This is a genomic window from Zoogloea sp. LCSB751, assembly GCF_002028455.1.
Taxonomy (GTDB): Bacteria; Pseudomonadota; Gammaproteobacteria; order Burkholderiales; family Rhodocyclaceae; genus Zoogloea.
The window spans coordinates 63,476-82,572 of sequence record NZ_MWUM01000023.1 but is presented as its reverse complement, the minus strand read 5'-3'; the positions used below and the strand labels follow the sequence as shown (position 1 = coordinate 82,572).

At 66.2% G+C, this 19,097-nt stretch carries 20 protein-coding genes and 1 pseudogene; 6 read left to right on the top strand and 15 right to left on the bottom strand.

Annotated elements, in window-relative coordinates:
- Positions 1 to 300 (bottom strand): annotated as a pseudogene (locus tag B4920_RS20575) (formyltetrahydrofolate deformylase); the annotation flags it as partial.
- A 146-nt stretch (positions 301 to 446) separates the two neighbouring features.
- Between B4920_RS20575 and B4920_RS20570 the strand changes: the two are divergent.
- Positions 447 to 1,049 carry an XRE family transcriptional regulator gene (locus tag B4920_RS20570; RefSeq protein WP_079436554.1) on the top strand — a complete coding sequence of 201 codons (603 nt, stop codon included), beginning with the start codon at positions 447 to 449 and terminating at the stop codon, positions 1,047 to 1,049.
- A gap of 160 nt (positions 1,050 to 1,209) precedes the next feature.
- On the opposite strand, the gene B4920_RS20565 is transcribed toward B4920_RS20570, so the two are convergent.
- From B4920_RS20565 to B4920_RS20555, 3 genes are read right to left on the bottom strand one after another with little or no spacing between them, the layout of a single operon-like run.
- On the bottom strand, positions 1,210 to 2,955 hold the full coding sequence (locus tag B4920_RS20565; protein WP_254051003.1) for a transporter substrate-binding domain-containing protein: 1,746 nt from the start codon (positions 2,953 to 2,955) through the stop codon (positions 1,210 to 1,212).
- Positions 2,956 to 3,013: 58 nt separating this feature from the next.
- The gene (locus tag B4920_RS20560; RefSeq protein ID WP_079436552.1) at positions 3,014 to 4,501 is read right to left on the bottom strand and encodes an ammonium transporter; all 1,488 of its coding nucleotides are present in this window, start codon (positions 4,499 to 4,501) and stop codon (positions 3,014 to 3,016) included.
- Between the two features lie 9 nt (positions 4,502 to 4,510).
- Positions 4,511 to 4,849 carry a P-II family nitrogen regulator gene (locus B4920_RS20555; RefSeq protein WP_079436551.1) on the bottom strand — a complete coding sequence of 113 codons (339 nt, stop codon included), beginning with the start codon at positions 4,847 to 4,849 and terminating at the stop codon, positions 4,511 to 4,513.
- A 380-nt stretch (positions 4,850 to 5,229) separates the two neighbouring features.
- Between B4920_RS20555 and B4920_RS20550 the strand changes: the two genes are divergently transcribed.
- Positions 5,230 to 5,409 carry a hypothetical protein gene (locus tag B4920_RS20550; protein WP_079436550.1) on the top strand — a complete coding sequence of 60 codons (180 nt, stop codon included), beginning with the start codon at positions 5,230 to 5,232 and terminating at the stop codon, positions 5,407 to 5,409.
- A 235-nt stretch (positions 5,410 to 5,644) separates the two neighbouring features.
- Entirely contained in the window at positions 5,645 to 7,114 is a 1,470-nt protein-coding gene (locus B4920_RS20545) for a sensor domain-containing diguanylate cyclase (protein WP_216819971.1), read from the top strand.
- Between the two features lie 13 nt (positions 7,115 to 7,127).
- Here the strand turns inward: B4920_RS20545 and B4920_RS20540 are convergent, their stop codons facing one another.
- From B4920_RS20540 to B4920_RS20500, 9 genes are all read right to left on the bottom strand, one after another.
- The gene (locus B4920_RS20540) at positions 7,128 to 8,099 is read right to left on the bottom strand and encodes a hypothetical protein (protein WP_216819970.1); all 972 of its coding nucleotides are present in this window, start codon (positions 8,097 to 8,099) and stop codon (positions 7,128 to 7,130) included.
- A gap of 30 nt (positions 8,100 to 8,129) precedes the next feature.
- On the bottom strand, positions 8,130 to 8,918 hold the full coding sequence (locus B4920_RS20535; protein WP_216819969.1) for a hypothetical protein: 789 nt from the start codon (positions 8,916 to 8,918) through the stop codon (positions 8,130 to 8,132).
- A 55-nt stretch (positions 8,919 to 8,973) separates the two neighbouring features.
- A complete protein-coding gene (locus B4920_RS20530) occupies positions 8,974 to 9,570 on the bottom strand; it encodes a cytochrome c (RefSeq protein ID WP_216819968.1) in 597 nt (198 codons plus the stop codon).
- 11 nt (positions 9,571 to 9,581) lie between these two features.
- The gene (locus B4920_RS20525) at positions 9,582 to 10,055 is read right to left on the bottom strand and encodes a DUF6644 family protein (protein WP_079436549.1); all 474 of its coding nucleotides are present in this window, start codon (positions 10,053 to 10,055) and stop codon (positions 9,582 to 9,584) included.
- 5 nt (positions 10,056 to 10,060) lie between these two features.
- Positions 10,061 to 10,564, bottom strand: a complete 504-nt coding sequence (locus B4920_RS20520; RefSeq protein WP_079436548.1) for a DUF6644 family protein — start codon at positions 10,562 to 10,564, stop codon at positions 10,061 to 10,063.
- 23 nt (positions 10,565 to 10,587) lie between these two features.
- A complete protein-coding gene (locus B4920_RS20515) occupies positions 10,588 to 11,016 on the bottom strand; it encodes a DUF6152 family protein (RefSeq protein ID WP_079436547.1) in 429 nt (142 codons plus the stop codon).
- A 260-nt stretch (positions 11,017 to 11,276) separates the two neighbouring features.
- The gene (locus tag B4920_RS20510; protein ID WP_139379584.1) at positions 11,277 to 11,663 is read right to left on the bottom strand and encodes a hypothetical protein; all 387 of its coding nucleotides are present in this window, start codon (positions 11,661 to 11,663) and stop codon (positions 11,277 to 11,279) included.
- 80 nt (positions 11,664 to 11,743) lie between these two features.
- A complete protein-coding gene (locus B4920_RS20505) occupies positions 11,744 to 14,599 on the bottom strand; it encodes a TonB-dependent receptor (protein WP_079436545.1) in 2,856 nt (951 codons plus the stop codon).
- Positions 14,600 to 15,096: 497 nt separating this feature from the next.
- Complete coding sequence (locus tag B4920_RS20500) at positions 15,097 to 15,336, bottom strand: hypothetical protein (protein WP_079436544.1); 240 nt, start codon at positions 15,334 to 15,336, stop codon at positions 15,097 to 15,099.
- Between the two features lie 238 nt (positions 15,337 to 15,574).
- On the opposite strand from B4920_RS20500, the gene nfsB reads away from it, so the two are divergent.
- Positions 15,575 to 16,228: an oxygen-insensitive NAD(P)H nitroreductase gene (nfsB, locus tag B4920_RS20495; RefSeq protein WP_079436555.1), complete on the top strand. Its 654-nt coding sequence runs from the start codon at positions 15,575 to 15,577 to the stop codon at positions 16,226 to 16,228.
- Between the two features lie 38 nt (positions 16,229 to 16,266).
- Here the strand turns inward: nfsB and B4920_RS20490 are convergent, their stop codons facing one another.
- A complete protein-coding gene (locus tag B4920_RS20490; RefSeq protein WP_079436543.1) occupies positions 16,267 to 17,418 on the bottom strand; it encodes a trypsin-like peptidase domain-containing protein in 1,152 nt (383 codons plus the stop codon).
- Positions 17,419 to 17,602: 184 nt separating this feature from the next.
- Here B4920_RS20490 and B4920_RS20485 point away from each other — a divergent pair, with 184 nt between their 5' ends.
- Together B4920_RS20485 and B4920_RS20480 are read left to right on the top strand one after the other, a co-directional pair.
- Entirely contained in the window at positions 17,603 to 18,034 is a 432-nt protein-coding gene (locus B4920_RS20485) for an Hsp20/alpha crystallin family protein (RefSeq protein ID WP_079436542.1), read from the top strand.
- Between the two features lie 17 nt (positions 18,035 to 18,051).
- Positions 18,052 to 18,432, top strand: a complete 381-nt coding sequence (locus B4920_RS20480; protein WP_079436541.1) for an Hsp20/alpha crystallin family protein — start codon at positions 18,052 to 18,054, stop codon at positions 18,430 to 18,432.
- A 14-nt stretch (positions 18,433 to 18,446) separates the two neighbouring features.
- Here the strand turns inward: B4920_RS20480 and B4920_RS20475 are convergent, their stop codons facing one another.
- Positions 18,447 to 19,055, bottom strand: a complete 609-nt coding sequence (locus tag B4920_RS20475; RefSeq protein ID WP_079436540.1) for a hypothetical protein — start codon at positions 19,053 to 19,055, stop codon at positions 18,447 to 18,449.
- Between the last annotated feature and the right edge of the window lie 42 nt (positions 19,056 to 19,097).

The window sequence follows — 19,097 nt, the reverse complement described above, 5'->3', positions numbered from 1 at the left end:
TTCTTGCTTTGAGACGAGGATCACGACGCGTTTTTTGCGGGCGCTGTCGGAGATGCGCCAGTCCATGCCGAACTCGGTGGCGATGGGGGCGAACTTGTCGCGCAGGGTGTCGATGCCGAAGGGCAGGGAGTCGGCCAGGATTTCCTGGCGCATGAAGAAGCGGCCGGCCTCGGCGTCGGCGTGGTGGCTTGCCTCGGTGATCCAGCCCTGATGGCTGGCGAGGAAGCCGCTTACCGCGGCGACGATGCCGACCCGGTCGGGACAGGAGAGGGACAGGGTGTAACGACGACTCGATGACATGCTCTCAACTCCGCTGGAAGTTCATGTAGAGAATTATTTTTGCACATGGTGCATCTTGAGGTGAATCGTGTCAACTATTTTTTCCTCGTATGAAACACCTGCCTGTGCAATAATTTCGCCATCGAGATTTAGGTGGGAGAACCCCCATGAGCGAACAAGAAGGCAGCGGCAGTCTGGAGCGCTACCTGGGCAACACGATCCGTGACCTGCGCCAGAAGCACGGCCTCACCATTGCGGACGTGGCCAATCTGGCCGGCATCAGCCGCGGCATGCTGTCGAAGATCGAGAACGCCCAGACGGCCACCAGTTTGGACACCCTGTCGCGGCTGGCCGGCGCCCTCGGCGTGTCGATCGCCACGCTGTTCCGCGGCTATGACGTGCGCGACGGCAGCGCCCAGCTGGTGAAGGACGGCGAGGGGATGGAAGTGGTGCGGCGTGGCACCAAGAAGGGGCACACCTATCACCTGCTGGCCTACGACCAGGGGCCGACCAAGGTCTTCGAGCCCTTCCTGATCACCATCGACCACGAGTCGGAGACCTTCCCGATCTTCGAGCACCCCGGCACCGAGTTCATTTACATGCTCGAAGGGGAGATCGAGTATCGCCACGGCCAGAACACCTATGTGCTGAAGCCGGGGGATGCGCTGACCTTCCGCGCCGACATCCCCCACGGCCCGGAAAAGCTCAGCCAGTGCCCGATCCGCTTCCTCAGCGTGCTGATGTATCCCAACCCGGGCGACGCGGGCTGAGCAGGCACTCCCGGCTCCAGCGGGGTCGGCCGGACTGATGGCCTTGCTCTGAGGGCCGCAGAACCCGTGGGGGCGAATTCATTCGCCCGCGGACTTCGTTTAACCGGCTGAGGGCGAATGAATTCGCCCCCACAGAACTGGCCCCCACGAAGGAGGTGCTTCACGTCTCGCACGGTGCCAGCCGCGCCAGATCGGCGGCCAGCGCATCCTCGCCGCGCAGCTTGCCGGGTTCCTGGCGGTAGCTGCCGGTGCCGCGGATCACCGCCAACTGCCAGGTCTTCTCGATCTGTTCCCGCTCGCGGCTCTTGGTGAAGCCGGCGATGAAGCGGTTGATTTCCTGCAGCAGGCGGCACGACGACGGATCGTCGGCGACGCCGACCGCGTAGAACCAGGGCTGGCGCGACAGCGGCTCGGGCAGGATCTCGATGCGGCCGCGCCACGGGCTGTCCTGCCTATAGCAGGCCCACGCGAAGATCGGGTGATCCACCGCGAAGGCATCCACGGTGCCGTCGGCCAGCGCGTCGTGGATGACGCCCTGGTCGGAATAGCCGATCAGGTTGGCCAGCCGCACGGTGCCCGGCTCCTTGCGGGTGTGCTTGCTCCAGCGCAGGCCGGCGGCTTCCAGCGCGGCGAAGGCGGCCGGGTCGTTGATGCAGCCGAGGACCTTGCCTTCCAGGCTGGCCACGCCGTCGATGCGCGTATCGCCGTGGCGGCGCGCCAGCACGTAGTTCAGGTAGGTGTAGCTGTCCGAGAAGGCCACGCCCTTGTAGGCGGCGTTCGGCGGTAGCGCGCTCCACACCAGGTCGGCGGCGGGTTCGCCGGGGCGGCGGCCGGCCTGCAGCAGTTCGGTGCATTGGTCCCACGGGTGTTCGACGAAGTCCACCGCCACGCCCAGGTGCTTGGCGAAGGCGCGGGCGTAGTCCACATCCAGCCCGCGCAGCGGCGCGCCGGGCTGCAGGCGGAAGGACAGGCCCTTGAAGGCCGGCTCGATGGCGACCCGCAGGCGGCCGCGCTGGCGGATGTCGGCCAGCCGGTCGTAGCTGGCGTCGGCGGTCAGGCCTTCCTTGGCGAGCAGGCGGTCGAGCACTGGCACGATGTTGTCGTGGGGCTGTTTCTCCAGTCCGCCCAGGTCGAGGCTCAGGCGTTCGGCCCATTCGAGCTTCAGGCGCTGGCGGTCGAAGGTGGACTGGTTGAGGGTGTGCATGGCGGAAATGACCCGCCCGTGGTCGTCGAGGGTGGCGAGGGTGTCGCGTAGCCCGGCGAAGGTTTCTTCGATGCGTGCGAAGGCGGCGCCGGTTTCCTGGTTGGCGCGAGCCACGCTGGTGGCGCTGTCCTGGCGAAAACCCTGCAGGCTGTGCTGGAAATCGCCGAAATCGAGCAGCCGGGAGGCGCTCTTGGCATTGGCGACGGTGTCGCCGGCGAGGGCGCGGATACTGTCGGCGACCACCGCGAAGGCGCGCCCCTGCTCGCCGGCGCTGGCGGCCTGGATGGCGGCGTTGAGGGCCAGCAGGTCGAGGTCGCGGCCGATCTTCTCGAGCACCTTGACCACTTCGCCGATGCGCGCGACCTTGGCCGACAGGGTGCTTTCCAGCTCGGCCAGGCCGGCGTCGATGTCGCCGGCGGTGGTAGCGAGGGTCGCCTCGGCCTGTTCGCGCAGTACGTGGGCCTGCTCGCTGCCGTCCTGCATGCGGCGCTGGCCGCGGTCGATCTCCAGGGTCATCGCGCCGATGCGGGCTTCCACTTCGCCCAGGTGGGCGGCGTGGGCGGTTTCGGCATTCATGCCGTGGCGGATCAGGTGGGCGATGTGGCGACCCCACAGGGCCAGGCGCCGGCCCGGCGACGGCGGGGCCGGTGGAGCCACGACGGGCTCCGGGGCCCCGCCGCCGACGGCGTCGTCGGCGGCCATGAAGTCGTTTCCGCGGGGCCCGAACAGGCCCTTCATAAAACGATTCATCGACATGGGCTCAGTCGTGGTATGCGGACTCGCCGTGGGTGCTCAGGTCGAGGCCTTCGCGTTCTGCTTCCTCACCGACGCGCAGGCCGATGGTCAGGTCCACCAGCTTGAAGGCGATGTAGGAGACCACGCCGGACCACACCACCGCGGTGCCCACGCCCCAGGCCTGAGCGACCAGCTGGGCGCCCATGTCGTACGGGGCGACAGCGTTGGCGACGTAGTCGTAGACACCGGTGCCGCCCAGCTCGGGCGAGGCGAACACGCCGGTCAGCAGCGCGCCGAGGATGCCACCGACGCCATGCACGCCGAACACGTCGAGGGTGTCGTCCATGCCGAGCATGCGCTTGAGGCCATTGACGCCCCAGTAGCACACCAGGCCGCCGAGCAGGCCCATGATGATGGCGCCCATCGGGCCGACCAGGCCGCAGGCCGGGGTGATCACGACGAGGCCGGCGATGGCGCCGGAGATCGCGCCGAGCATCGACGGCTTGCCCTTGAAGACGGCTTCGAGCAGCGTCCAGGCGACGGTTGCCGCGCAGGTGGCCACCAGCGTGTTGAAGAAGGCCAGGCCCGCGGTGGCGCCGGCTTCCAGGGACGAGCCGACGTTGAAGCCGAACCAGCCGACCCACAGCAGGGAGCCGCCGACCATCGTCATGGTGAGGCTGTGCGGGGCCATCGATTCACGGCGGTAGCCGAGGCGCGGGCCGATCATGAAGGCGCCGATCAGCGCGGCGATGCCGGCGTTGATGTGCACCACGGTGCCGCCGGCGAAGTCGAGGGCGCCCTTGTTGAACAGGAAGCCACCCACTTCAGCCGCTTTTTCGGCCGCTTCGACGGAGGTGAAGGCATCCGGGCCGGCCCAGTACCACACCATGTGGGCCATCGGGATGTAGGAGAAGGTGAACCACAGCACCATGAAGGCCAGCACCGCGGTGAATTTGATGCGCTCGGCAAAGCCGCCGATGATCAGCGCCGGGGTGATCGCCGCGAAGGTCAGCTCGAAGGACGCGAAGATGTACTCCGGCAGCACCACGCCCTTGCTGAAGGTGGCGACCACGGTGTCCGGCGTCACGCCCTTCATGAACAGCTTGTCGAAGCCGCCGATGAAGGCATTGCCGTCGGTGAAGGCGAGGCTGTAGCCGTAGACGGCCCACAGCACGCCGAGCAGACAGAAGATCACCAGCGACTGCATCAGGATCGACAGCATGTTCTTGCTGCGGACCATGCCGCCATAGAACAGGCCGAGGCCGGGGGCAGCCATCATCACCACCAGCAGCGTGGCGGTGATCAGCCAGGCGGTGTCGCCCTTGTTGGGCACGGGAGCGGCAGGGGCCGCGGTTGTCGGTGCTGCAGCAGATGCGGCAGCGACTGCCGGGGTGGCTGTCGCGTCGACGGTGGCGCTGACGGTCGCTGCCGCGGCCGGTGCGTCGTCGGCCCAGCCGGGCATGGCGAAACAGAGGGCGAAAAGCAGGGTTGCCAGGGCAAGGATGCGTTTCATGGGGGGCTCCTAAAGGGCTTCGATACCGGCTTCGCCGGTGCGGATGCGGACGGCCTTCTGCAGGTCGAAGACGAAGATCTTTCCGTCGCCGATCTTGCCGGTGGCGGCGGCCTGCTCGATGGCGGCGATGGCGCTTTCCAGCACATCGTCGGGGACGGCGACTTCCACCTTCACCTTGGGCAGGAAGTCCACGACGTACTCGGCACCCCGGTACAGCTCGGTGTGCCCCTTCTGACGGCCGAAGCCTTTCACATCGGTGACGGTGACGCCGTTTACGCCGACGGCATTGAGGGCCAGGCGGACCTCGTCGAGCTTGAATGGCTTGATGATTGCGCTAATCCATTTCATTGGAACCTCCGTGGAGGCCCGGCAACCGCAAGGCGGCCGGACGGGATGTGGGCGGGTTTTTCATAGGCGGAATTGCACAAAAAGAACAAAAGTTTCACAGAAAGAAAAGCACGAGCTATGCCAAGACGTCACGCCAGACAAATCAAGGGTTTAATAGTGTGAAAATAAAATTCACGCACTAAAACACGGCACGGTGGTCAAAACTGCACCAAGACGGGCAGTCGAAAGGGAGGGAGAAAGGCGGGGAGGTGTTGATGAAACGACAAAAAAGTCGCACATCGAGAGGAAAGGACGCCGTATTCTGTGCGATACGTAATACGGTAATACTGGTATGTCGCTTGCTTGATTAAAACCGTATCAATGTTCAGGAGGGTTGCGACATGTTCTCTGCACTTTGGCGGTACTGCCGGGGCTGGCTGCACGCCGGACTGGTCTGGATGTCCGACACCACCCGCGATTCCCGCTCGGCACGCCTGGCGACGATGGGCCTGCAGGGCCCCGTGGAGCGCGATGCCGGGCCAGACGGCCTGCACATGCAGCAGTTTGGTGGCTGGCGCTAAGGAAACGGCGCGTCGATCCGGGTCCTGGCGCCTTCATCCACGCCAGGACCGCTGGCGGCCGTTGCCGGTGCGGTAGCGGCCCCATCCATCTGCTTTTCACCCGCAGGCCTCGCGCGGACGAAGTCTTGGTCTGTACGATGCGCAAGCGTGATTTATTTCACGCATGGCTATCGAGGCTCAGGTCTTATTGTTGACCCCTCTCCATGGTCACACCGACCGCGAGCGGGGATCCATCATGTTTTCGACTGTGCCTGGGCTCACCGAATGCGCTCCCGCGGATCCATCCGACGATAGCCCCCTGTTCCTGTCGACGCTGACCGCCACCCCCCGCGAGAAGCGCGTGGCGCTGGCCGTCCTGCTGCTGTCCCTGCTGGTGTTCGCGTTGCTGGCGCCGTTTGCCGGGGTGCCGATGACGGCGGTCTGGGGCTTCATCCCGTGCTACGAGTCGTGGCTGGTGGCGACCGACCTGATCACCGCGGCGCTGCTGTTCAGCCAGTACTTGTCCTTCAATTCCCGCGCCTTGTTCGTGCTGGGCTGTGCTTACCTGTACGTGGCCTGCATGACCGTGGCCCATGCGCTGACCTTTCCCGGGCTGTTCACGCCCACCGGTCTGCTCGGGGCCGGCCCTCAGAGCACTGCCTGGCTGTACATGTTCTGGCATGGCGTCTTTCCGCTCTTCGTGGTCGCCTATGCCCGCCTGAAGCGGCGGGACTGCGTGCCTTCCACCTTGCCACGCCGTCCACGCCTGCCCCTGGTCGCAGCCGGTGCCGCAATGGTGGCGCTGAGCGCCGGCTTCACTGCGTTGGCCACCGTCGGGCAGGACCTGCTGCCGGTGATCATGGACGGTGATCGCTACCGCCCGTCGATGCAGCTGGTGGTGGCCTCGGTATGGGCTTCGAGCCTGCTGGCACTGGGCGTACTGTGGTTCAGCCGGCCCCATTCGGTGCTCGACCTGTGGCTGATGATCATGATGTGCGCCTCGCTGATCGACATCGCGCTGTCGGCAATGCTCAATGGCGGGCGTTTCGATCTGGGTTTCTACGCGGGCCGGGTGTATGGCCTGCTGGCGGCGAGCTTCGTGCTGCTGGTGCTGCTGGCGGAAAGCGGCATCCTGTACCGCAAGCTGGTACAGCTGACCGAGACGCTCAAGCGTCTGACCACCCAGGACGCGCTGACCGGCATCGGCAACCGGCGGGCCTTCGACGGGAGCCTCGATCTGGAACTGCGGCGGGCGATGCGCAGCGGCCAGCCGCTGTCGCTGCTGATGATCGACGTCGATCACTTCAAGGACTTCAACGACCATTTCGGCCATGTGGAGGGCGACCGCTGCCTGCAGATGGTCGCCAGGACCCTCAACGTCGCGGTCGTTCGCGCTGCCGACATGGTGGCCCGCTACGGCGGCGAGGAGTTCGTGGCGCTGTTGCCGGGGACCGATGCCGCCGCCGCCGCGCTGGTGGCGGAGCGCCTGCGGGAGGCGGTGGAGGCGCTGTGCATCGTGCACCGCGGCACCCTGGAGACCAGCCGGGTCACCATCAGCATCGGCGTGGCCTGTCTCCACCCGGTCTGGTCCGCCGTGAGGGCGGGCCAGGCCGCGGGTTATCCGGTCGGCATCGAACTGGTGGGACGTGCCGACCGGGCGCTTTACGCCGCCAAGGAGGCCGGCCGCAACCGGGTGGTCGTGGCGGCGGAGCCGGAGCCGGGCTGATGCCGGCGGGGGCTCACTTGGCGGCGCTGGGCAGGTGGGCGTGGCCGCTGTTGAACTCGATGCAGGCGCGCTCCTCGGCGTACTCGATGATCGCGTCCTTGCCGGCGTGCTTGGCTTCGCGCACCGCATACACCACCGGGCGCGGCTTGTCGGCCTCGGTGTACTTGCGGATCGGCACCGTCACCGTGAACGGGCGGGTCAGCACCGTCGGATCGGTGATGCGGGCTTCGTAGTTGTAGCGCTTGCCGTTGGTGTCGAAGGTGTAGCGCTCCTCGATCTTCACGTTTTCGCTGACGAACTCGCCGCTGCGTCCGAACTTGGATTTGCCGTTGTAGTTGGCGACGCTGACCACCAGCGTGTTGCCTTCCCAGCGACCACGGGAGTCCCCGTTCCAAAGTTTGATGTTGTCGGGCAGCTGGGGTTTGTTGTCGAGGTGGATGATGCGCGTGCCCTGGTCGAACAGGAACACGACATAGCCCGGATACTGGTAGATCTCGTGGCCGTGCATGTACAAGGCCTGCGGGATGCCCGGTGGTGCGCAGCGCGCCAGCGGGTCCACGTATTCGGGCTTGATCGGGTTGGCGTAATAGGTCTGGTATTCCTGGACCTTGGCCCGCGCCCAGGGCTGGTAGGGCACCTGGCCGTCGGCGGGATCGCTGACCCGGCTGGGGGCGCGCTGCTCCCGCGGCGGCAGATTGCGCTGGCGCTCGCCGGTGGAAATGCCTTCCGGGTCGGTCAGGTTGAGGTAGCTGCCGAAGGCCGGGCCCCAGAAGCCGGTCACGTCGGGCTGGCCGTCGGGCAGGCGCGGGCCTTGCCAGGGGCCGGCGGGAATCTTCGGGATGCTCTTGTCCACCACCGGCGCTGCGGCGGCCGGCTGGGGCGGGGCGCTCTGGGCGTGGGCGGCGCCGGTGGCCAGCAGGCAGGCGGAGGCCAGCAGCAGCGCGGCGTTACGGGGGCGGGATCGGGTCAATGTCCGGTCAGTCATGGCGGTGTCCATCGCAGGCGGGTTCCTTCCTCAGTTCTTGTCGCGCTTGGGCGGGTAGTACTGGTCGAAATCGAGGGTGAAGCGGTAGTCCTCGATCAGCTGGAAGTCCTTTTCCCGGTGGCGGTGGAGGATCACGCCGAGGGTCCACGGGCGGCTATAGACCTGCGGGTCCTCGAGGGTCGCCTTGTATTCGACGGTGTTGGCGTCCAGGTAGGTCCACCGTTCCACCACGTGCAGGTCGCTGCTGTGGAAGTTGCCGGCCCGGTCGAGCCAGGTCTGGTCGGTGAAGTTGCGCGCGTCCACCACCAGTGTGTCGCCGTCCCAGCGGCCACGGGAGTCGCCGGACAGCAGGTCGCCGATCACGTCGGGATGCTCGGTCTGGTTGGTGTGGATGGTGCGGACCGTGTGGCCGAACTGGAACACCAGCTTCAGGTCGCGGGGGCGCTGGAAGATCTGGAAGGGCTCCGGGTAGTAGATGCCGCGCGGCACGCCGAGGGTCCAGCCTTTCGTGCGCGGGTCGGCGGTTTCGCGGGCCTCGAAGTTCTTCTTCTTCTGGGCCAGGGCCTGAGGCAGGTAGGGGATGAACTTGCCCTCGATGACGCCGGCGCTGGGCGGGGCGTCCTTGCGGGCGGCATGCGGTTCGAGGTCGTCGTCGGCCGGCGTGAGGGTCTGCCAGATGCCGGAAAAGTCGGGCTTGCCGTTGGGCAAGCGGGGGATCGCGTCGTGGGCGAAGGCCAGGTGGCTGGCCAGCAGCATCAGGCCGGCGGTGAGCAGGCGGATGCCACGGGGCCGCTGGGCGGGGATCGGGGCGTCGGTCAAGACGTTTGTCTCCTTGTAGGTCGATGGGGCGCGGTGGCGTCGGCCACCGCGTTTCTTACTTGGCAGCAGGGGCCGGATTGCCGGCCAGCTCGGGCGGACGTTTGTCGTTGGGGTACCAGAAGACGCGGTGGCAGGCCTCGCAGGCCTGGTCGATGGCGCCGCCGGCGACGGTGAAGCGCTCCACGCTGCGCGCGTCGATGGCGGCCAGGGCCTCTTCGGCAGCTTGCTGCAGGTGGCGCGCGTGGGCGATGAAGCGTGGGCGTTCCTTGCCGATCAGCGCGTCGATCTCCTCGGGCTTGAGGATGCCGGCTACGTGGGCGTCTTCCAGCCGCTTGCCGGGATGGGCCAACGGGCGGCCCTCGACGGCCAGCAGGTTGGCGGCCTCGGCGAGCTGGATGGCCAGGTGGCGGACGGCAGTCCACTCCTCGTCGGTGCGCGGCTGCTTGTCCTCGACGCCCTTGGCGGTGACCGTGCTGGAGACGGACTCCCATAGGGCGTCGGCGCTGGGGTCGACGATGGACTGCATGATTTCCTGGATCGACGCGGTCGGGCGAAAGGCTGGCTCGGCGGCCGCCTTCGGCGCATCGTCGCGGCAGCCGGCGAGGCCAACTGCGGCCAGCAGCGCGAGGGCGGATAGCGTGGGCTTGAACATGGCCGGGCGCCTCAGACGAAACCGATGATGCGGCCGGCCAGCGCGGCACCGAACCACGCGCCGAGGCCCAGCACGATACTGATGCGGGCCCGCACTGGCGAAGGTTGGGCGCTGCGGCTGACCGGGCCGAGCAGCAGCAGCTGGATCAGCACTGCGGCGACCAGCAGGCCGAGCTTGGCGATGAACACCGGTTTGTAGAAATACAGCAGCGGGCTGGCCGAGAACATCAGGACGCCGCTGGCCACGGCCAGCGCCAGGCCGAGCCAGATCAGGCGGTTGGCTTCGCGGGCGACCGAGGGCAGCGGCTGGCGCCCGAAGGCCAGGCCCAGCACGCGCAGGCTGACCAGCGCGAGGGAGGCCAGCAGCAGCACGAAGCCGAGCACGTGGATGATCTGCAGGCCGGCGCCGACCAGGTGGTCGGCCTTGCTGACGGAGTGCGCGAAGGCACTGTTCTGCAGGTCGGTGAGAAGTTCGCGGATGGGCATCGCAATTACCAGGCAGGAATGTAGGGAATCAGGCGGCCGCAGACGATCACCAGCGTCCACAGCACCAGCGAGGCCAGCCCGGCCAGCTGGGCGTTGGCCGGCAGGGCACCATGCTGGGCGTTCTGCACCGCCGGCTGGCGGGCGATGACGAACTCGAAATACAGCGCGTTGAGGCCGCCGAGCACGATGAAGGCCAGCTTGAACGGGAAGGGCGGGCTCGCCACCAGCGTCGCCGCCTCAGCCCAGAACAGCAGGCCGCCGGAGATGAAGATCGCCGCGAAGCCCCCCAGCACGTAGGGCCGCAGGTGGTGCAGCACATCGTTGAGGGGCACGTGGCGCAGGAAGAGACCGAGCAGGCGCAGGTCGGTGAGGAAGATCAGCCCGACCGAGATCGACAGGCCGATCAGGTGGATGCCTTCGATGATCGGGAAAGCCAGCGAAGACTCGGCAATGGCGAGGCCGATGCTTGAGCCTTCGATGGACTGGGCGAGTTCGAGGATGGAAGCCATGGACGGGAGGACTCCGCGGCGTCTCAGCGGGTCGCCGTCGGCGCGTCGCCGGCACCACCGGTGAAGAAGTTGCGTCCGTCGGCCAGGGTCACGCTGACGGCGTAGCCGAGGGGGCCGCCGTTCTTGGCACGGTAGCCCTTGATGCGCACTTCGGAGCCGACCGGCAGCTCGGTGCGGGTCAGGCCTTTCTGCTGCAGGGCCAGCGGGGTGCCGAACTCGGCGCCCCAGTTGGTGACGCTGCCGTCGGCGTTCTTGACGTCGAAGTACAGCCAGCTGTGGGGGTTGACCCACTTGGCCTTGGTGATGGTGCCTTTCAACTCGATCGGCTGGTCGGCGTCGAATTCGGCGGCAAAGGCGTGGTGGGCGTGGGCGGGCGCGGTGGCGCCAGCCAGCAGCGCGACGATGGCCAGTGCGCGCAGGCGGGAAGAGGACAGCGTGAAGCGGGTTTGCATGGGTTTCTCCAAGAGTGAAACGAGGGGAGCACCCCCGTGGCTCGCAAGTACCGGGCCATCCCGGAGCGCAGGTTGCCCTGCGCGGGGCAGAGCGCCGGATGGCACGATCTTTGTGAAAAGTGTTTTTAGGTCAGTCCCTTAGTGGGCCGGATCGGGGTGCGGGGGGTATCTGTAATGAATGGGGCTGCGGTGGAACTGTTGCCAGCCAAGCACGACGGCATCTTCTGGTTGCGGATTTCAACACCTGTGCGCTGCGGCGTTCAGCGGTTGCAGCAGCCGAGGACGCCGGTGGCAGGCGGCTTGAGGCTGACGCTGCCGGGGCCGGAGAAGCGCTGCTCGGCGCTGCGTACCGCGTCGTCGCTGCGGGCATTGGCGGCGTTGGCGATGTCCACTTCGGCCTTGATGTAGGTGCTGATCGTCTGCCGGACGGTCCGGATGTCTTCGCTGCCTTGGCGCTGCAGACAGGCAAGGTAGTCCTGCTGGGCCTGGCGATAGGCCAGCACCGGATCGATGCTGGCCTCGTAGGCCTGGCGGGACGACAGGTCGAGATGGCGAACGCTTGGGGGCGTGCCGCAGGCATGGGACCAGATGCCGCTTTCGATCGGTCCGGCATAGGCCGGAGCGGTGCTCAGGGCGGCAACAATCATCAGGAGGCGAGTGCTGGGCATCGGTGCAGAACGGAAAAAGCCCCTCTTCCGTGGGGAAGAGGGGCGACGGGACGGATGGGTCAGTACAGCGAGGCGCTGATGGTGACGCCGAACCAGCGCGGGATGCCCGGCTTGTAGCTGTTCCAGGTCGGCTGCAGGCTGGTGTCCTCGTTGAAGAGGTTCTTCACCACGAAGCTCACGTCGAACTTGTTGTCCTGGCGGCCAACGCCGATGGCCAGGTCCGCCACGCCGAAGCTCTTGGTCTTGGAGTAGCGGGACAAGGTCGGATCAGCGTAATAGCTGCTCTGGAAGTTGTAGTTGAGGTTGGTGTGGAAGACCTTGTTGCCGAGGATCGGATAGGAGAAGTCGCCGAACAGGTTGCCGCTGAACTTCGGTGCGCCGGCCAGGGTTTTGCCGCTGGCATCGAAGTAGGGCTGGCTCGGATCACCGCCCAGTTCGCCCGGGTTGGCGGCGAACTTGAAGTCCTTGTAGCGGGCGTCCGTGTAGGCGCCGGCGAAGCGCAGCGTGGTGTAGGGCAGGCCCGAGTACACCACGTCCAGCTCCAGACCCTTGGTCTGCACCTTCGGCACGTTGCCGAGGGCCGACAGGTAGGCGGGCAGACCATTGTTGTTGAGGCGGGTCTGCACTTCGTCGAAGACGTACACCGGCTGGATGTAGTTGCGGATGTTCTGCAGGAACAGCGCGCTGGTCACCGACAGGGTCTTGTTCAGGAAGAAGGACTTCAGGCCCAGTTCATAGGCATCGGTCTTTTCCGTATCCGTCGGCACCGATTTGCCGCCCAGCACGGTGCCGCCGACGATCTGCGACACGCCGGCCTTCTCACCATGTTTCCAGGTGGCGAAGCCGGTGTGGGCATTGTTGAAGCGGTAGGTGGAGCCCAGCTCGATGGTCGGCAGGGTTTCCAGGTAGGACTGGGCGATCGTGTTCTGGTACAGCGAGCCGATGCGTCCGGCCCGGATCGCCTTGGCGGCGGCGACCTGCTTCTTCTGGTCTACCGACAGGGCGCCGTAAGTGGCGACGCCGAAGTACTTCTGCGCCACCAGGTCGGCCAGGGCCAGCTGGGCAGCGTTGTTGGAGGCGGCGAGCACACCGTTGGCGTTGTTGGCGAAGCCGTTGAGCTGCACGTTGTTGACCGAGGCCGGGTTGAGCTCGGCGCCGAAGCCGTTCGACTCGATGTAGCTGCTGCTGGAGCTCTTGCGCGACTCGCGGCTGAGGCGCAGGCCGGCGCTGAGGGTCAGCTCTTTGGTGGCGTCCCAGATCAGGTTGGAGTAGGCGGCCTGGGTCTTGTTGTCGAGGCGGTTGCGGACCTTGGTGATCAGGCCGTCGAGGGAGTTGAGCAGCAGCGCGCGGCCGGCGGAGTCGGTGGCGTTGGGCAGCAGCGGATTGACCGGGTCGAGCAGCGCGTACTGGGCCGCGTTGGCGTACCAGGCGCCGCCGTCGGAGCCGTAGCGCTCGGTCTGGCTGGTGTTGGGGAACTGGCTCTGGAAGAAGTACAGGCCGCCCTGATAGCGCAGCGTGTCGCTGAGCTTGCTGTCGAGCTTGATCTCCTGGCTCAGCTGCTTGTACTCGGTCTGGGTGCCGCGCGGTGCGCGCAGCCATTCGAACTGGGTGTGGGTGCCGGCGCCCTGGGAGAAGTCGTAATCCCGGTAGCCGGTGATGAAGGTCAGCGTGTTCGCGTCGTTGAGCTTGTACTTCACGTCGGCGGTCACGCCCTTGGTGGCGTAGGTGTTGGGATACTCGCCGAGGGTGTTGATTTCCTTGGCGTAGTAGTCGCCCACCGTGTAGTCGGTCTTCTGGCCGAACCAGCGCCGGTTGATCTTGCCGAAATTGTCCTCCGCGTAGTTCACCGCGATCGGCTGGCCGGCGGCGTTGAGGCGATCATAGTTGGCCGGAGTCTTCAGGCGGAAGGCGAAGCAGTTTTCGCAGATCTCGCGGCCCTTGGGCGTGAAGTCCAGCGACAGGCGGGCTTCCAGGTCCTTGTTGGGGGTCAGCAGGAACTGGGTGCGGATGTTGGTGCGATCGGTGTTGCGCCACGAGAAGTGGCTGTCGTTCTTGTTGTCGTAAGGGCCTTCGGCGGTTTCCCGGTTGACGGTCAGGCGGTAGGCCAGCACGTCGTCCTGGATCGCGCCGCCGATCACCGCGGTGGCGATGGCGGTGTTCAGCTCGCCATAGGTGATCGAGGCGCGGGCCTCCGGCGCGAAGCTCGGCTTGCGGGTATTGATCGACACCCGGCCGACGTTGGAGGACCGACCGCCATCCACGCCGGTGGGGCCGCGGGTGACGTCCACCGATTCGATGTCGAGGAAGTTGCTGAGGGCGGTGATCGAGCTGATGCCATAGCTCACGCCATCCACGTTGACGCCGACGCTGGGCTCCAGCACGCCGGCACCGGCCGCCCAGCCTACGCCGCGGATGAAGATCGACGCGGTGTTGGGGTTCTGCCAGGACGTCCGCACATTGCCGACGCGGTTGACGATGTCGCGGAAATTATTGACGTGGAATTTTTCCAGCTCTTCGCCGGTGACCACCGAGACGGACTTGGGGATTTCCTTCAGCTTGGCGTTCTTTACCGACACGGCTTCGAGCAGCAGCGCGTCGCCCTTGTTGGGGGCCACCGGGATCTGCGGGGCGCTGGCGGATTCGACGGCGGCTGCCGGACGGGCTGCCGGTGTCGCAGGAGCGCTGCCGGTGGCCTGTTGTTTCTGTTGTTCGAGGGCCTGACGCAGGCGTTCGTTTTCGGCGGCGAGACGCTTGTTTTCTGCCTGGACATCAGTCAGGGACTGGGCCTGCACCGGCAGCGCCGAGAACAGGGTCATGCCGGCGACAAGGGCTGCGATGGGTGAAAGCCTGAATCCGGTGTGGTTTCCCTTGATTGGTGCAGGGCCGTGCTGTCGGGAAATCCTGTGCTTGCTCATGAATTAACGAGGCTCCGAAATGTAAATAAATGTTCGAGAGCGTCGTTTTTAGCAAAGCCTATGCCATTGGAGGCGGCCGGTATTCAGGCTGTGTGGCCTTCAAATAGGATTTTGCAGCCTTTGTTTTTTTTGTTTTATTAAAAAATTTTGTTTTAGAACAGTGTCTTGTAATGAATCGCCCTCCCCGGTTGGCGGCCTGCCGGCGGTGTCTTGGAATGTGGCGGGAAATGAACGAAACATGGCGTGAAGTTGATGTTGAATGAATGCTGCGCCGTTCATTCATGCAGCCGTGCGCAGGTGTGGGCTGCCTCAATTCCAGCATGTCTGATGTTTATTCAGCAGCCGTTGAACATGGAATTAAAGTGGAAATGGCGCCATTTGCCGTGAAGGCAATATAAGGTCATGGGGTGGGTGAAGCGGAAATCACTGCCGGCATCGACGAGAAATGGATGCCGGCAGAAGAGGAGGCCCGGTGCGGAGCAGGGGCTGCGAATGCCTTACAAGGTGAGTTCCGCCAGTCGTCGTCCGAGTAGTGCACTTTCCTGGACTGCGCGGGCGCGGGCCTTGTTCAGTTCGGACTGGCGTTCGCCGAAGGCGTCGCGTACATCCGTGCTGCTCTGCGCGGCCTCGATGGAACGGATGCAGCGCCAGCGCTCTCCAGTCCGGGTCCTGATCTTGCGCATCGATTCGGGGCGGTGGTAGGTCATGCAGTGGTAGCAATAGACTTTGGTCGTCATGGTCACCTCGTCACGGCTTGGCACATGAAATGGCACGCCCGGTCTGGGCGGGCGCGCCTCCAGACTCCGCTGCCAGCATGCGCAGCGGAGGTTGCATGGCGATGACAATCGGGCGGCGGAAAACCTACGGCTCGCGCGCTGTAGCGACATCCGCCATGAACTTCCGCCGCGTGCCGCCCTCTACAATGCGACAGCCGCCGTGCTGCATAACACCCAAGAAAGCAAGGACACCCGCCTCATGGATATCGCCCGCATCACCCAGACCCGTCACACCACCAAGGCCTTCGACGCCGAACGCCAGATCCCCGAGAACCTCGTCGAGCAACTGCGCGTGCTGCTGCGCAACGCCCCGTCGTCGGTCAATTCCCAGCCCTGGCATTTCGTCATCGCCGCCACGCCGGAGGCCAAGGCCCGCGTCGCGCAGGCGACCCAGGGCGGCTTCGCGTACAACGAGCCGAAGGTCCGCAAGGCCTCCCACGTGGTGGTGCTGTGCGCCCGCACCACGCTGGACGACGCCCACCTGTCGGCGGTGCTGGCCGCCGAGCAGGCCGACGGCCGTTTCGCCACCGACGAGGCCAAGGCCAACCAGGACAAGAGCCGGCGCTTCTACGTAAACCTGCACCAGACCGAGCTGCAGGACGAGCGCAGCTGGATCGAGCGCCAGGTCTACATCGCCCTCGGCACCCTGCTGCTCGGCGCCGCGGCGCTGGACATCGACGCCTGTCCGATGGAGGGCTTCGACGCCAAGGCGCTGGACGAAGCCCTCGGCCTCACCGAGCGCGGCCTTACCGGTGTGGTGCTGGTGGCCCTCGGCTACAGCGGCGCGGACGACTTCAACGCCAAGCTGCCCAAGTCGCGCCTGCCCGACGGGGCGCTGTTCACCGAGCTGTAATCGACACGGGGGCCGCGGCCCCCGTTTTTTGTGGACGCTCAGCTGCCCGGCTGCAGCGTGACCTTCACCGATTGGCGCTCCCTGCCGCGCAGGATCTCGATCGACACCTCGTCGCCGACCTTGAAGTCGTCGAGGCGCGCCGCCAGGCGGGACACCGAATCCACCGGCTTGCCCGCCACCGTGACGATGATGTCGCCCGGCACCAGGCTGCCGTCCGGGTTCTGCGTGATGCCCCGCAGCCCGGCCTGGTGGGCCGCCGAGCCGCGCGGCACGCGCAGAATCACCACCCCTTCGACGCCCAGTCCGCGGGAGAGCCGCTGGTTGAGCGCCTCGTCCAGCTCCACGCCCAGCGCCGGGCGCAGATACTTGCCGCTGTGGATCAGCTGCGGCACCACCCGCATCACCGTATCCACCGGGATCGAGAAGCCGATGCCGGCCGAGGTGCCGGACGGGCTGTAGATCGCCGTGTTGATGCCGATCAGGCGGCCGGCCGAGTCGAGCAGCGGGCCGCCGGAGTTGCCGGGGTTGATCGCCGCATCGGTCTGGATCAGATGCTCGATCGGCGGGCCCTCGTCGTCGCCCTGCAGGCTGCGGTCCAGCGCCGACACGATGCCGGTGGTCAGCGTCCAGTCCAGGCCGAAGGGATTGCCGATGGCGAAGACCTTTTGCCCCACCTTCAGGTCCGCGCTGGTGCCCACCGGCACCGGCGGTGGGCGCTTGAAGCCGACGCCGATGCGCAGTACCGCGATGTCGTGGGCCGGGCTGGCGCCGACCAGCGCCGCCTGGTAGTCGCGCCCGTCGGCGAGGCGCACGGTGGCCTGCGAGGCGCCGCGGATGACGTGGAAATTGGTCACCACGTGGCCCGCGTCGTCCCAGATGAAGCCCGAGCCGGTGCCGCGCGGCACCGACATCACGTTGCGGGTCCAGTTGTCGCGCACCAGCTGCGAGGTGGTGATGTACACCACCGAATTGCGGGAGCGCTCGAACAGCTCGATGGTCGATTTCTCGTCGGCGGCCAGGTCGCCGCGCGGTGTTACGGTGCGCTCGCTGACCTGCTGGGGGCTGAAGGCCGACTCCAGCGCCGGCAGGAAATGCCACAGCAGCATCAGTGCGCCCACGCAGGCGGTGATGATGAGCCAGCGCTGCGCAAAGCGTTGCTGCCGGTGGAGGGGATCGTCGTCGTAGCGCATGCGGGCTGCCTGTCGTCTGGGGCCGTCGGGCCGCATGCGGAGCACTCCGCCACGCACGCGCCTGTGCGAAAGATGGGGGATGCGGAGACGAACTTCAAGGCCTTGAAATTGCGGTAGCGCGCACTCAGCTATGGGGTCATGGGCGCCCCGGCGCCGCCTTTCCCCCACTTTCCAGGAGGCACGCATGTACTACCGATCCCTGTTCCCCCGCGACCTGCTTGCCGAACTCGAACGGCTGCAGCGGGACGTGCAGCAGACCGTCGAACCCGGCCCGAGCATCCGCGGCCAGAGGCGCGGCTATCCGGCCCTCAACGTGGGCGGCACCCCGAATGCGGTGGAGATCTACGCCTTTGCGCCGGGCCTCGATCCGGCCACGCTGGACGTGCAGCTCGAGAAGGGCATCCTGACCATCGCCGGTGAGCGCCAGCGGTCGGCGGTGCCCGAGCAGGCCACCGAACATATCGGCGAACGCTTCGCCGGGCGCTTCCGCCGTGTGGTGTCGCTGCCCGACGACATCGACCCCAATTCCATCGTCGCCAGGTACCGCGACGGCGTGCTGCACGTCAGCGTGCAGCGCCGTGAAGAAACCCAGCCGCGCCGCATCAGCATCCAGTAAGCCCCGGAGGAGCGACCATGAGCGATACCAACCAAGCCCCCAAGAGTGCCGATGCGACCCGCGAGGACGCGGCGCTGCTGCCCCCCGTCGATGTGGTGGAGGACGCCGGCGGCATCACGCTATACGCTGATCTGCCCGGCGTGCCGAAGGACCGCCTCAGCCTGCACGTGGAGGCCGACGTGCTGACCATCGACGGCGAAGTGGTGCTCGACGCGCCGGAGGGCATGGAGCTGACCCACACCGAAGTGGGCCTGCCGCGCTACCGCCGCCAATTCACGCTGTCGAAGGAGCTCGACGCCGGCAAGGTGAAAGCCAGCTTCGAACACGGCGTGCTGACCCTGCGTATTCCCAAGGCCGAGCACGCCCAGCCGCGGCGCATCGAGGTACAAGTGGTTTAAGCCCTGGTGGCGGCTCAGGCCGCCGCTTCTTCCAGATCGTGCTCGAGCGGGTCGAGGCGCTGGCCACGCAGCAGCCATACGGGCGACTTCCAGTAGATGTCCACGTTGTGGATGGGGTCGGTGAGGATCTTGCAGGCCCAGGCCAGGCCCCAGGCCGGGCTGCGCAGGAAGAACAGATGCACGGTGCGGAAGACGAGTCCGCCGATGCCCAGCCCCAGCCACACCAGGCCGAGCTTGTGCAGGAAGGCGGCCTGCGCGTCGAACAGCCCGAACAGGGTCGGATTGATGTAGAGCAGTACCGGGATGCTCAGCCAGATACCGATCAGCACGCCCTTGCGCTGCATGTTGTAGCCGACCTTGATCGACTCCTTGTGTTCGTAACTGGTGTTGTTCACCCGGTCGAACTCCCGCGGCTCGAAGAAGATGTGCCCCGACTGGCGCGCCACCATGCCGACCAGCCAGCCCACCAGGCCTGCCATGGCCGGATCGACGAAGAGCAGGCCGTAGGCGCACAGGAAGCTGAAGGCGCTGATCAGGTGCAGCGTCTGGTTGATCCGGCACTGGTGGTAGTAACGGTGGTCGTCCCACCGCAGTGTGCGCAGTTTTTCAAGGAAATCATGCATCTGGATGCCCTCACGTGGTTTGGATGGGGGCACTGTGGCCAC

Excerpts from the sequence above, each read along its gene's own strand:
- B4920_RS20570 (WP_079436554.1), top strand. The coding sequence starts at position 447 with ATGAGCGAACAAGAAGGCAGCGGCAGTCTGGAGCGCTACCTGGGCAAC.
- B4920_RS20565 (WP_254051003.1), bottom strand. The coding sequence starts at position 2,955 with ATGGCCGCCGACGACGCCGTCGGCGGCGGGGCCCCGGAGCCCGTCGTG.
- B4920_RS20560 (WP_079436552.1), bottom strand. The coding sequence starts at position 4,501 with ATGAAACGCATCCTTGCCCTGGCAACCCTGCTTTTCGCCCTCTGTTTC.
- B4920_RS20555 (WP_079436551.1), bottom strand. The coding sequence starts at position 4,849 with ATGAAATGGATTAGCGCAATCATCAAGCCATTCAAGCTCGACGAGGTC.
- B4920_RS20550 (WP_079436550.1), top strand. The coding sequence starts at position 5,230 with ATGTTCTCTGCACTTTGGCGGTACTGCCGGGGCTGGCTGCACGCCGGA.
- B4920_RS20545 (WP_216819971.1), top strand. The coding sequence starts at position 5,645 with ATGTTTTCGACTGTGCCTGGGCTCACCGAATGCGCTCCCGCGGATCCA.
- B4920_RS20540 (WP_216819970.1), bottom strand. The coding sequence starts at position 8,099 with ATGACTGACCGGACATTGACCCGATCCCGCCCCCGTAACGCCGCGCTG.
- B4920_RS20530 (WP_216819968.1), bottom strand. The coding sequence starts at position 9,570 with ATGTTCAAGCCCACGCTATCCGCCCTCGCGCTGCTGGCCGCAGTTGGC.
- B4920_RS20525 (WP_079436549.1), bottom strand. The coding sequence starts at position 10,055 with ATGCCCATCCGCGAACTTCTCACCGACCTGCAGAACAGTGCCTTCGCG.
- B4920_RS20520 (WP_079436548.1), bottom strand. The coding sequence starts at position 10,564 with ATGGCTTCCATCCTCGAACTCGCCCAGTCCATCGAAGGCTCAAGCATC.
- B4920_RS20515 (WP_079436547.1), bottom strand. The coding sequence starts at position 11,016 with ATGCAAACCCGCTTCACGCTGTCCTCTTCCCGCCTGCGCGCACTGGCC.
- B4920_RS20510 (WP_139379584.1), bottom strand. The coding sequence starts at position 11,663 with ATGATTGTTGCCGCCCTGAGCACCGCTCCGGCCTATGCCGGACCGATC.
- B4920_RS20505 (WP_079436545.1), bottom strand. The coding sequence starts at position 14,599 with ATGAGCAAGCACAGGATTTCCCGACAGCACGGCCCTGCACCAATCAAG.
- B4920_RS20500 (WP_079436544.1), bottom strand. The coding sequence starts at position 15,336 with ATGACGACCAAAGTCTATTGCTACCACTGCATGACCTACCACCGCCCC.
- nfsB (WP_079436555.1), top strand. The coding sequence starts at position 15,575 with ATGGATATCGCCCGCATCACCCAGACCCGTCACACCACCAAGGCCTTC.
- B4920_RS20490 (WP_079436543.1), bottom strand. The coding sequence starts at position 17,418 with ATGCGCTACGACGACGATCCCCTCCACCGGCAGCAACGCTTTGCGCAG.
- B4920_RS20485 (WP_079436542.1), top strand. The coding sequence starts at position 17,603 with ATGTACTACCGATCCCTGTTCCCCCGCGACCTGCTTGCCGAACTCGAA.
- B4920_RS20480 (WP_079436541.1), top strand. The coding sequence starts at position 18,052 with ATGAGCGATACCAACCAAGCCCCCAAGAGTGCCGATGCGACCCGCGAG.
- B4920_RS20475 (WP_079436540.1), bottom strand. The coding sequence starts at position 19,055 with ATGCATGATTTCCTTGAAAAACTGCGCACACTGCGGTGGGACGACCAC.